Genomic DNA, 12,516 nt, shown 5'->3' with positions numbered 1-12,516 from the left:
TTTGAAAGAAAAATGTATCGTTTTCGTTCATTGAAATATTTAGCAACAACAGGTGTAATCACAGGTCTTTTAATGGTTTGTGGTTATGCTTCTAGTTTTATTAAAATTGGTGTTGGTTATTTGCAATTAGCTGATATTATTGCTTTACCTTTAATTACCTTTATTTCTGGACCAATGATTTTATTTGCTAATCCGATTGCGATGGCATTTGCTGATATTATGGGGGGATATTTTGTTTTTGTTCCCATTACGATTGTTGTTAGGATTTTAATGTTTGTTATTATTCGGATATTAGAACCATATTTTCATTTTATTATCAGTCATTTTTTTGCGGTTTTACCAGTTTTAATTATTTATCCACCATATACTTACTTTATTTCTAATTTTGATTATAGTTATGCAATTACAGCATTAATTAATGATGCTGTGCAAGCGATATCAACATATATTTTTTCCTTGTTTATTACTTGGTTTTTAATTAGAATTAATAGTGTCAGTTATGGTCATCTTTGAAGTGATAATGATTTTGATTATTTACGAGCGACAGCGTTAGAAAATAGTAATTTAGAACAAAGTAAGGAAATTAAAAAATAATGGCAACAAATAAAAATTTAATTCGTAATTTTAGTATTATTGCTCATATTGATCATGGTAAGTCTACTTTGGCGGATCGGCTTTTAGAATTAACGGGTACGGTTAGTAAAAGAGAATTAAAAGAACAATTATTAGATTCAATGGATTTAGAGCGCGAAAGAGGAATTACTATTAAATTGAATGCTGTGCAGTTGCAGTATGTTGCTAAGGATCATCAACAATATTGTTTTAATTTAATTGATACGCCGGGACATGTAGATTTTACTTATGAAGTTTCGCGTAGTTTAGCGGCTTGTGAGGGAGCATTATTAGTGGTTGATGCTACGCAAGGGATTCAAGCGCAGACATTAGCTAATGTTTATTTGGCGATTGATAATGATTTAACAATTATTCCTGTTATTAATAAGGTTGATTTGCCTAATGCGGACCCCGAAAGAATTAAACAACAAATTAAAGCATTGACAGGAATTGCGTATTCGCATATCCCGTTAATTTCTGCCAAGACTGGTTTAAATGTTGATGAAGTGTTAGAAACTATTGTTAGGGATATTCCTGCTCCAATAAAATGCCAAGATGATGCTCCTTTGCAGGCATTGATTTTTGATTCTTATTATGATCAATATCGTGGTGTAATGATTTTCATTCGTGTTTTTCAAGGAACTGTTAAGCTTAATGATAAGATTCGTTTTATGGCAACAAAGGGTGAATATGAAGTTATTAGTGTTGGTATTAAGACACCGTTGGAAGTTCAGCAGGATGCAATCTATGCTGGTCAGGTTGGTTGAGTAGCGGCGGCTATTAAGAATATTAAAGATGTTCAAGTAGGAGATACAATGACACATGTTGATTTTCCAACATTAGTGCCATTGTCAGGTTATCGAAAAATTAATTCAATGGTTTATTGTGGATTATATCCGGTTGATAGTTCGCGTTATGAAGATTTAAAAGATGCATTATCAAAATTGCAATTATCAGATGCTGCTTTGGTATATGAACCAGAAAATTCACAAGCATTAGGATTTGGGTTTCGTTGTGGGTTTTTAGGTTTATTACATATGGATGTTATCCAAGAACGACTTGAGAGAGAATATAATTTAGATTTAATTGCTACGGCGCCAAGTGTTATTTATGAAGTGCATTTAACTGATCAACAAATTATTACTGTGGATAATCCGAGTAAATTACCGGAAGTACAAAAAATTCGTAGTATTAATGAGCCTTTTGTTAAAGTAACGATGATGACTCCTGAAACTTATTTAGGTGGTTTAATGGAGTTATGTCAGCAAAAACGCGGTATTTATCAAAATCTTGTTTATGTTGATGATACAAGAAGGATTTTAACTTATGAAATGCCATTAAATGAGATTATTTTTGATTTTTTTGATCGTTTAAAATCTGTGTCGAAGGGTTATGCTTCATTAGATTACGAATTATTAGGTTATCGACCAAGTAAATTAGTAAAGATGGATATTTTATTAAATGGTGCGGTTGTTGATGCTTTATCAATGATTGTGCATAAAGATTTTGCGTATGCTCGTGGAAGAAATTTATGTGCTAAATTAAAGGATATTATTCCGCAACAAAACTTTGAAATTCCTGTACAAGCTTCCATTGGTAATAAAATCATTGCGCGAGAAACTATTAAGGCATTAAGGAAAAATGTTACTGCTAAGTGTTATGGTGGTGATATTAATCGTAAGAAAAAGTTGTTAGAAAAACAAAAGAAGGGTAAAAAGCGGATGAAGGCTTTTGGAAATGTAGAATTACCACAAGAAGCTTTTATGGCAGTTTTATCTATTGATGATAAATAAGCATATTATATTGAAATGTTAATTAATCGGTTATTTTAAATTATTAATATTTTTATTGTTAGTAATAAAATTATGAAGCGAAAAAGGAGAAATATTAATGTCGTTAATTTTAAATCAAATCCAAAAAATAATTAAAGAGGCTGTAAATAATCTTACTTCTTTTGTTGATGATATTGTTATTGAGAAAACTCGTAATATTGCATATGGTGATTATGCTACTAATATTGCGATGGTGTTAGCACCAATTTTAAAGCAAAAACCGGAAGTCCTTGCTAAAAAGATTATTGCTATTATTAAGTTAAATGATTTTTTTACTAAAATAGATTTTGTTTTTCCTGGGTTCATTAATTTAACAATTAATCAAAATGGACTTAGTGCTGTTATTACGGAAATTTTAAAATTAAAAACTAAGTTTGGTAGTGGAGAAGCGACTAATATTAAATATAATTTAGAAATTGTTTCTGCTAATCCAACAGGAATTTTACATATTGGTCATGCTCGTAATGGTGCTATTGGTGATGCGGTCGCAAGAATTTTAAAATTTGTAGGAAATATTGTTGAAACAGAATATTATCTTAATGATGCTGGTAATCAGATTAATGTGTTAGCAAATACAATTTTTTCGTATTATTTGCAAAAATTAGGGGTTAATGTTGAAATACCAGAACAATCATATCAGGGTGTTTATCAAGAAATATTAGCAACTAATTTTGTGAATAAATATCAAGATAAATTTATTGCCGTACGAATTGTTAATGATGTCATTAATGATGAACAAGTATTAGCAATATTTAAACAAGAGTCAGTTGCTTTCTTTTTACAATTAATTAAAACGCAATTAAAGGATTTTCGGATTAATATTGATTATTGGTCGAGTGAGTTAGAAATGTATACAACAAAAGAAATTGATAAGTTAGTAAAGGAATTGCAAGCAACTAATAAAGTTTTTGAAAAAGATGGTGCTTTGTGGTTAAAAACAACAGATTATGGTGATGATAAGGACCGAGTTCTTGTTAAACAAGATAAATCGTATGCTTATATTTTACCGGATTTAGCTTGTCATAATTTACGAATTAAACGAGCAAAAGCTAATTATTTAGTTAATTTTTGAGGTGCAGATCATCATAGTTATTTAACACGAATGCAGGCGGGTTTACAAGTTTTAGGTTATGATGCTAATATTTTAAAAATTGTTATTATTCAAATGGTGCGATTAATTAAAGATGGTCAAGAATATAAAATGTCAAAAAGAAAAGGGACAGCCGTATGGTTAATTGATTTAGTTGCGGAATTAGGTATTGATGTTGTTCGTTATATGTTATGTTCAAAAGCATCTTCTAGTCATATGGATTTAGATTTGCGTCTTTTAACATCTCAAAGTAATAATAATCCGGTTTATTACTTTCAATATGCTACAGCGCGTTGTGCGAGTATTTTACGAAATGTGCCTCATAATATTGATTTAACAAAGACAATTGCTAGTTATCATTTATTAACACATCCCAAGGAGCGAGAGTTAATTAAAGTCTTGGATTATTTTAGTAAAGTAGTACAAAGTGCTGCTAAATTTTGTCAACCCAATATTATTTGTGATTATATTCAGGAATTAGCATGAGGATTTCATTCATATTATTCAGAATGTAAAATTTTGGATGAAACTAATATTGCTTTATCAGAACAAAGATTGCATTTAATTATTAGCACACAGTATGTCTTTAAAAATGCTTTAAACTTAATTGCTGTTGATTTTAAGGATCAAATGTAATTTGCTTATTCAGAGTTAGTGTCGCTTTTAAGAAAGTAATTACTGTTGTCATATTTAACTTATAAGGTTTCATTTCCCCACGATTATTTTTTCGCATAAATTTTTTTCGTATCATTGTTTTATTTCATTATAAGTTGTTAAATTTCATTTAGTGAGAGAAATGTTTTGTTTAGTTAGAAATTTATTAATAACAGCAAATCATGAAAGGTTTTCTTCATAACAATTAAATTGTTTTAAATCTCATTGTAAACAACATTCAATAATGAGAAAAATATTGGTGTCTATTATTAAACTTGGGGGATTATTTTTAGCATAATATTGGGCTAATGTTCCCACATATAAATTTCTTTTGTTCATTTCAGTTATTCAAGTATAAATTACAAGATTAAAATAAGGCCGTTTTAACTTTAAAAAAGGATTCATTGCGATATTGGTTTTATTTTTATTAAGACAATAATCATACATTGAAATTTCTTTTCTTAAAGCTGATAGACTCATATTGTTAGCATAGCAAATAAGTTCATAGGGAATAATACGCATAGGGACGCATAAAGTTTTGTTAGGTAGGAAAAGATTTGAATAAGTATTAAGACAGTCAGCAATGATTGTCTTTTTATTTTATAAGATGTTAAAAATTTGTTCTTTGAAAATTAAATACAAGTGAATTAATAATGTTGGTATGTATTAAAGCACGATAAATTGTGGGTGGTCGCCATAACCAAAAGAAGTTTACCAGTTAATAGATAACATCCTATTAGCTATAGCAATTTGTTTCGTTTTGCAATAAAAAAATGAATGGGTGGATTTCCTAAAAATATACACGCTATTAAATTAGTTCCAAGGGTAGGATGCGGACATTAAAGTGTAGAAATTTCTATATAGGGATATACTAAGTTTAAAATTATTAAAATCTTTATCTAATTAAAAAACAAAATTTACTAACAAAGCTTGTTAAACACTTAAATCTGCGATATATAAGTGTTTAAAAAACTAAGTTAACTAACTTAGTTAATATAACTTAGTTTATCTATAAGAAAAGAAAGGTAATTTATTATGAAAAACATTGAAAACATTTTTTTAAATACTAAAAAATATCTTTTAAAAGAAACACAAAACGCAATGCTTATTAAAGCACCAAAAATTCCGTGATTTAATGAACAAATCGGTATTTGGTTTCCAAAGCGATTTGTTTATAAAGGAAAATATGAAAATTCTATTTGCATCGGAATAATAAAAGATAGTAAATATCAAATAATTTCAATTAATCAGAAAGAAAATGAAACCAAATTAATTAAGGGACAAGAATTATTAAGCTTCTTCATTGCCGAAAAAGAAAACAACAAAAAAGATATAAATTATAACTATTTTAAAGGAGTTTAAAAATGAATATCGCGATTGGATTAATATTTATTATTATCAGCATCATGCTATTGGCATATTTTGCTTATAAAATTTATGCCAAAATAAAAATTAGAATTAAATATAAAAATGCCATTAAAAATAATACTGGTAATTTTACAAAAGATGAAAAAGTGTTTATTGCTCGCTTTGAAGAATGAGTTAAAACCCCTAATTCAAAAGAAAATAATGAGAATAAAAAATAATGTTTTGAGAAATTATTATGGAATTCTTAAAATTATTTATTCCGATAGAAAAAATGCCTGTACAAGTTGCGTTTATTGCCGGATTAATTATTATCATTACTTTTCTTTTCGCATTAATTTCAATTATATATTTACCAATAAAAATGATTTTTGGGAGATAAAAAATGATAATAAACTTAAAAGAATTTGATTGAGAACAAATTAAACAAACTTTCTGAGATTTATTTATTCAAATTACAACTATTCCGGCTCATATTACTGGTGGTAAAGAAATTAAATTAACCGAAGTACCGCTTTTGACTTTTAATAGCAAACATTGCTTTTTGATTCTTAACAGCGATTATGGTGTGATTTATTCTAATGCTACTTTGAAAAACAATATCGGTATTTAGATAGAAGAAAAAGTAATGTCGCGAAGTTACATTGTGATGCATTCACAAAGAAATTCAAAATTAATTAGGAAAAAATACAATCGTGTTAAGGTTAATAGTGGTTTTAACAAATTTAAGAAAAACTTTGAATATAAATGATGAATGTTTTAAAAAGAAAGGGGGTGATTATATGATTGGAACTTTCTTGGCCGATGCACCAGCAACAGTGGAAAAAATAACAGCTAGTGATGCGATGACTAAATTGTGAAATGCAATTATAACGGCGTTTACTAAAATGTGAGAAATTATTGCTGTTAATATGCCACAAGTCGGTAACTTCTTTGCTGACTACTGAATATTCATTTTTCCATTTATTTTGGCAATATTTTTTATTTGCTTTAAAATGTTTGAAAAATTACTTGGAGCAGTACGCTAACAAAAAAATAAAGTGAGGTGCAAGATGAAATTTTGCAAATGAATAATAGAAAAAAATAACCATTTTATTGAATTAAATCGCACCTCATTTTTAATTTTATGACATTGCGGAGCAATTTGATATATTTACAACGGTTATTTTAAAAACATTGTAAGCTATTTATTTTTAGTGGGTTGTATTTTGATTTTTCTTTTTAAAATCGGTAATTTAACACAAATTAACAAAGTTATTAACTTCTTAAAAAACTCACCATTAAACATCGTTATTGGTTCATTAGGAACTGGAAAAACCGCCTTTCTAGTATACGCATCAAAATTACTAAAAAAGAAGAAATATCATATCGCCTCAACCTTTCCATTACTAGAAACCCAAAAATTAAGTTTAGGTCATATGGGATTATTAGATTTTGATTATCCGGTATTGCCAGACAAAACCTTACTTTTATGAGATGAAACCAACTTATTTTTAGAAGGAACTGATTGAGAAAAAAATAATACCAAAAACGAAGAAACCGGTATTCAAGAATATTTCACTCTGGCACGCCATTTCGGTCATATTGTTCTCGCTAGCGGTCAAAGAGATAAACATATTTGAGTTAAAGTTCGTGATATTGCCAATAATGTGATTGTAGGAATTCGTAAAAAACCAGTTAATATTTTTCGCCCTTACTTAAAAGTCATCTATGGCACCTTTACAAGCATCGAAGAATATGAACGCTGACGAAACACCTTAATTGATGCTAAAAATAGCAAAAAGGGTCGCCGTATTAAATATCGTGATATTTCTGAACTTGATATTTATTTTTTTAAACTAAAAATTCCTTTACCAATACTTAACACTTACAATTCTTTTTACCTAGCATTTTTAAGAGATTACTTAAATTCAAAAGTAAATCCCGACTATGAAGATAAATACTATGCTGACACAGCAATTGATTTAGAAGACTTAGAATACTTAAAAATGGATAAATTTAGCAAATTTTTAAGAAAAATGAAAGAAAAGGAACAATAAAAAATGGAAAATCTTGCAAAAATGGCCGACTTTCTCGCCCAAATGCTTTATAAAGTTTTTGATTTAATTTGAAGTTTAGAAGTGCCAGGAACGAAAATTCAATTAATATTTCCTTTATTCTTAACACTTGCTGTAGAATTTCTTATGGCAATTATTCTTGGATTTGGTAGTCAACAAGTTAATTTAGAAAGACAACGTCAATATGCTGTTAAAAATAAAGGGCGGTTAAGTGCGTGAGGAAAAACTAAAAAACAAATAAAACCAATAAAAACAAAACAAGGTAACTAACAATGTTTAAACTAATTATTATTTTTATCTTAATAACTGTTCTTGGGCTTTTAGCTGGTAGTCATTTTGAAACTTTAACGAACTATATTAGCGAGGGTCTTGCCAATTTCCAAAAGTTTATTACTAGCAATTTAACAATTTTAGAACTGTTTAAACCAATGGCGCGAACATTTTCGCAACACCCAATTTTTACCATTCTTGGTGTAACTTGTGTACTTATTGCTTTATTTATTGTGATTAAAGGTAGGTAAAAAAATGGAAAAATGAACTAAAAACCAAGAATTAGAAATAGAAAATGACAAATTAAAAATTGTTAATGGCATATTAGAAAATAGTGTTAATACTCTTAAATACATAATAATGGAAAAAAATAAAGAAATTTTAAAACTAGAAAAGTGAAATATTATTCATATTAATCAAATATCAGACTTAATAATTGAAAATGAAAAATTAAAAATTTTTAAACACGAAAGGAGAATTAAAATGAAAAAACTTTTAGGAAAATTATTTAAAAAAGATAATTCAAAAGAAAAAACACCATTAAGATTAAAAATTAAAAATTCTTTTAAAAAGCAGTGGTTAAAAGTATCATTAAGTATCATTTTCATCTTTATAAGCTTATTAATTTGTGCATTAACAGTAATCGATACTAAATGAATAACCGGAACAAGTAAAGAATTTAATGATTTTATGAATAAACAGATGGTTGATTTCTTTGGCAAATTTAATAGTGGCATTATGCTAGCAGGAATATTTGTTTTTTGATGAGGCGGAGCAATATATTTTGCAATTAAATTTGAAAAATTAATCCGCTTTATTGTTCAAAAAATTAAAGCAAAAAGAGTCTTGAAAAATGAAACCAAACAAACTCATTAATTCTTTAAAAAAATATTGATGGAGAATTTTACCTTACATTTTTATGATTACTATCTTTTTCATTCCATTTTTAAAATTGGAAATTAATGATTTGAAATTATTATATGAAAAATTTGAAGCATTAATTTCACTTATGATACTAGGATATTTAGATATATGCATTACAATAGCGGTAATTATGAACTGTAGCATTGAGTGACTTATTAAAAAAATCAAAACTAAAAGACCAACGAAAAATAAAATATTTTAAAAAGGAGTGATAAAAATGTTTATGAAAATATTTACCGTGCTAACTATTGGTTTCAATAACATTTTTACTATTCCCCCAAACATTAATAATGATGAAATGACAACATATTCACTAATTAGAAATAAAAGACAAAGTAATGAAACATACGAATTTACTTTATCAAAAGCAAGAATTAATTGAATGTGAGACGGATTTAGACAAAATTTTAGTATAGCCTTAAGTGAATTTGATAAAAATGAAAGCGGATTAAATAAATTACCAATTGATTTTAAAAATACATTAGCTATGAAAAATAGTTATATTTATTTAGATGAAGAAGGAATAAGCACATTAAAAACTGATAATCTCGGAAGAAATGGTGACTTAAAAGTAACCAATATCAAAGGTAAAATAATTAAAACACGGAATTTTTATAATTGATTAGAATTTAATTTTCAACATAAAAAAACTACCGATATTGAATTACCGACAACAACCACTAATTTTAACGGGAACCATAAATACAGTGATGTTATTGATAACCTTGATTATTTAATGATTCATCGTGGTGATTTTGACAAATTTAATTATTCTTATCTTTATTGAACACCGGTATTTAATTTCATTGACACCTTAGAAAAAGGTTATTATAAAGAATTTACCATTAAAAATCACGGTTTTAAAGACGAAAGCTATTTTTATCACAAAACTTCAACTATTTTACCAAATTCAGAAATAATTGACCCTACAAATGCAACCAAAATTGAAGTTATAAAAAAAATTAAAAAAAACTTAATGAAACAATTAATAATCTTACTGGCGTAAATAATGCAATTGAAGGCATCGACTATAACACAGAAATTAAAGATAATGACAACAATTACTTAAATGATAGTGCTACTTTTGATTTAACAACAGATAATGTTGCTGACAGAACATTTACCGTTAAATTCACTGCAACTGAAACAAGTACACAATTGCAAGGAACAAATACGATTAAAATGGTCATTTCGAAACAAGAAGATACCAACGATAATGTCCTTAAAATTAAGGCATTTAACAAAACCCTAATTGCTGGAAATAATTATTTACAATTATTACATGGTGAGAGTGAAATCTGAAAATATGACACTGCAAATGCTAACGATTATTATCTAATTAAGTATCTTTTTGGTACCTTAAATTATCTAAATGTTAAATTTAGTTTTCTACGCTATGACCCCGATTTACGAAATGATATTTATCTTTATTTTAAAAACAACATTTCTAATATTAACAACAGTAATTACAAAAATATTTTTGAGGAAATCTATGAAATCCTTGGTAACTTCTTTGCCAGTTTATTTTATGCTACTTTTGACATGGACGAAAAAACTCATACCGAAATTGATTTTAAGGGGGTAGATAATTACAACAAAGATTACTTTATTCAAATCGGTTTCTTTTATCGTTCGTTAATTACTTTTTATCCCAAAAAATATTTAATCAATGTTACTGGTAATTCGGAATTATTACTAAGAAGTTATTTCTTTACTTTTGATAAAAAAACGCATCAAGAGAATTATAATGCTATTAAAGATAATAACAGTATCTATCAAATTGAATTTAATGTCCTTAAATCTTATGATAATAAACTCATCACATTACCAGCCGGCAAGACTGTTAACAGTATTAATTATCTCAATACCGATATTGATATTCGTTATGGTATTAACATTTTTACCTTAACATTTCCACTTTATCATAAAGGAAACAACTTTAACTACAATTTTAAAATCTATGACTTTAATGTATTAAATTCCACGGCCTTTATTCCTGACGGTTCAACCAACTCAGAATGAGACGACTTAGTTCCGCCAGCAAATTGCAAATATTCAGGTCGGTTAATACCAACCTTTAATGACATTGGCTGTGCCATTCAAAATGCTGGTATCAAAATGATTAACTGAATGATTACTTCTTCACAAATCATTACAATTTTACACCCGCTAGCAATTATTGCAAAAGCAACAGTTAACTTTTCAACCGCCATTTTTCCAGTTTTTAAAACGGTACCAGCTTTTTATTACACATTTCAATTTTTAATCGGTTTTGCCATTTTTCTAATGATATTAAGAATTTTTGTATAATATATATATATATATTGAAAAAATAAAATAAAGGAGTTAAATTTATGAAATTTTTAAATACAATAGCTCTTTTGGGACTAACAACATTGTCAATAGGCGGATGTTCTAAAAATGTAAATCACACACAGTTATTAGACCATGCTTCTCTTAATTGATTTCATAATACCATATTTTGTATTATTAAAATTAAAAAAAATTAATTTTATTCACAATAAAAAATATTTAATTCAAAATTAACCAAATTAAAACATTTTTCACGAGTTTCTATTATTTTTTAAATAATTATTTTGCAATAATAAATTTATTTAAAGTTTCAAATGGAGTTTTGTAATTCAAGCTTTTATGTTTTCGTTTGAAATTATAAAATGCGTACCACTCATTCAAATGAATTTGTAATTGCTTAACATCAAATTTTATTTCAAAACCACATTTTTTAAACCAAAATAAACTATTATAATTACGGTGAAACCGTTCAATCTTTCCGTTGCTTTGAGGAGAACGGATTGGTGTGGTTTCATGGATAATACCATTTTTTGAAAGAAAGGTTGTAAAAGGCCTTTCTTTTACTTTGTATGCTTTTTTATTACTTCAATTAGTAGTAGTGAATTCCGGAGCATTATCAGTGCGAATGCGTTTAATTGTTATGCCAAGTTCGCCAAAATCTTTCATTGCTCTTTGCATGGCATTAATGGCATTATTGGTTCCTAAACTATCATACACATATCCAAAAGCAATTCTTGTTATTTCGTCAATGAAATCATAAACATATAATCTATGCTTAGCAATAGGAAAATTTTTATCAGTAAACACTTTAGCATCCATTTGTAAAAGACCAATCTCGGAAACTTCATAACGCTTAAAATGGCGTTTTGCTTTTTTCATTTGCGTTTTTATTTCTCCATAGCGTTTGTCTTGTTTAATTCAACGATAAAAAGTATTAATTGATTTGGGGACATTATTTGTATCGATATCATGCACATTTTTTTGATGAATATTATGATAAAGCGATAATACACCGCCCGCACCTACAAATTTGTAATCAAAGTAATAATCACAAATTTGTTTTCTGGTTTCTAATGAAAATTGATATTTAATATTTTTTGGTGTTGTTGATTTGAATTGCAATTCATAAAAGTTGTCTTGACAATAACCATTAATAATTTTTTTAGCTCAAATATAAAATGTCATTTTACTACCATGAAAATATTTTTTAATCAATTTATTTACAGATATGTTATCTGTATTATTCATATATAAGTTGGTACATAAATTGAGATATTTACTTACTCATTTTTTTACTTTATGATAATATTTTTCATGATAAATCGTAGTCATTCAAGATTGTAATTTAGCTTTTAAATCTGCTAAATCATTTTTAGGCACAATATACTTCATTTTCTAT

General features: G+C 27.4%; 15 protein-coding genes. 13 read left to right on the top strand and 2 right to left on the bottom strand.

Translation table 4 applies throughout. The annotated features are described in order from the left end of the window. Positions 1–12 precede the first annotated feature (12 nt). The 3 genes from AAHM82_RS10865 to argS all read left to right on the top strand — a co-directional run bounded on the left by AAHM82_RS10865 (position 13) and on the right by argS (position 4,170). Entirely contained in the window at positions 13–594 is a 582-nt protein-coding gene (locus tag AAHM82_RS10865; protein ID WP_342263944.1) for a hypothetical protein, read from the top strand. Next, positions 594–2,405: a translation elongation factor 4 gene (lepA, locus tag AAHM82_RS10860; protein WP_342263943.1), complete on the top strand. Its 1,812-nt coding sequence runs from the start codon at positions 594–596 to the stop codon at positions 2,403–2,405. The genes AAHM82_RS10865 and lepA overlap by 1 nt, the downstream gene beginning before the upstream one ends. Positions 2,406–2,502: 97 nt before the next feature. After that, positions 2,503–4,170 carry an arginine--tRNA ligase gene (gene argS, locus AAHM82_RS10855; protein ID WP_342263942.1) on the top strand — a complete coding sequence of 556 codons (1,668 nt, stop codon included), beginning with the start codon at positions 2,503–2,505 and terminating at the stop codon, positions 4,168–4,170. A gap of 54 nt (positions 4,171–4,224) precedes the next feature. On the opposite strand, the gene AAHM82_RS10850 is transcribed toward argS, so the two are convergent. Beyond that, a complete protein-coding gene (locus AAHM82_RS10850) occupies positions 4,225–4,710 on the bottom strand; it encodes a hypothetical protein (protein ID WP_342263941.1) in 486 nt (161 codons plus the stop codon). 513 nt (positions 4,711–5,223) lie between these two features. Between AAHM82_RS10850 and AAHM82_RS10845 the strand changes: the two genes are divergently transcribed. The 10 genes from AAHM82_RS10845 (at position 5,224) to AAHM82_RS10800 (ending at position 11,114) form a co-directional block, all read left to right on the top strand. Beyond that, on the top strand, positions 5,224–5,550 hold the full coding sequence (locus AAHM82_RS10845; protein WP_342263940.1) for a hypothetical protein: 327 nt from the start codon (positions 5,224–5,226) through the stop codon (positions 5,548–5,550). A gap of 2 nt (positions 5,551–5,552) precedes the next feature. Beyond that, the gene (locus tag AAHM82_RS10840) at positions 5,553–5,774 is read left to right on the top strand and encodes a hypothetical protein (RefSeq protein WP_342263939.1); all 222 of its coding nucleotides are present in this window, start codon (positions 5,553–5,555) and stop codon (positions 5,772–5,774) included. 164 nt (positions 5,775–5,938) lie between these two features. Further along, complete coding sequence (locus AAHM82_RS10835; protein WP_342263938.1) at positions 5,939–6,166, top strand: hypothetical protein; 228 nt, start codon at positions 5,939–5,941, stop codon at positions 6,164–6,166. Between the two features lie 82 nt (positions 6,167–6,248). Then, entirely contained in the window at positions 6,249–6,581 is a 333-nt protein-coding gene (locus AAHM82_RS10830; protein ID WP_342263937.1) for a hypothetical protein, read from the top strand. A 24-nt stretch (positions 6,582–6,605) separates the two neighbouring features. Beyond that, positions 6,606–7,592: a hypothetical protein gene (locus tag AAHM82_RS10825; RefSeq protein WP_342263936.1), complete on the top strand. Its 987-nt coding sequence runs from the start codon at positions 6,606–6,608 to the stop codon at positions 7,590–7,592. A 3-nt stretch (positions 7,593–7,595) separates the two neighbouring features. After that, positions 7,596–7,880: a hypothetical protein gene (locus tag AAHM82_RS10820; protein ID WP_342263935.1), complete on the top strand. Its 285-nt coding sequence runs from the start codon at positions 7,596–7,598 to the stop codon at positions 7,878–7,880. Between the two features lie 2 nt (positions 7,881–7,882). Continuing rightward, a complete protein-coding gene (locus AAHM82_RS10815) occupies positions 7,883–8,131 on the top strand; it encodes a hypothetical protein (protein WP_215826579.1) in 249 nt (82 codons plus the stop codon). 4 nt (positions 8,132–8,135) lie between these two features. Next, positions 8,136–8,756, top strand: coding sequence for a hypothetical protein (locus tag AAHM82_RS10810; protein WP_342263934.1), 621 nt, complete (start codon positions 8,136–8,138; stop codon positions 8,754–8,756). Between the two features lie 265 nt (positions 8,757–9,021). Then, the gene (locus AAHM82_RS10805; protein ID WP_342263933.1) at positions 9,022–9,810 is read left to right on the top strand and encodes a hypothetical protein; all 789 of its coding nucleotides are present in this window, start codon (positions 9,022–9,024) and stop codon (positions 9,808–9,810) included. A gap of 152 nt (positions 9,811–9,962) precedes the next feature. Continuing rightward, the gene (locus AAHM82_RS10800; RefSeq protein WP_342263932.1) at positions 9,963–11,114 is read left to right on the top strand and encodes a hypothetical protein; all 1,152 of its coding nucleotides are present in this window, start codon (positions 9,963–9,965) and stop codon (positions 11,112–11,114) included. 282 nt (positions 11,115–11,396) lie between these two features. On the opposite strand, the gene AAHM82_RS10795 is transcribed toward AAHM82_RS10800, so the two are convergent. Continuing rightward, on the bottom strand, positions 11,397–12,509 hold the full coding sequence (locus AAHM82_RS10795) for an integrase core domain-containing protein (RefSeq protein ID WP_342263931.1): 1,113 nt from the start codon (positions 12,507–12,509) through the stop codon (positions 11,397–11,399). Between the last annotated feature and the right edge of the window lie 7 nt (positions 12,510–12,516).

The organism is Spiroplasma endosymbiont of Clivina fossor, from assembly GCF_964031115.1.
Lineage (GTDB): Bacteria > Bacillota_I > Bacilli_A > Mycoplasmatales > Nriv7 > Nriv7.
The sequence above is the reverse complement of the archived record's forward strand: the minus strand, read 5'-3'. Positions and strand labels throughout refer to the sequence as shown.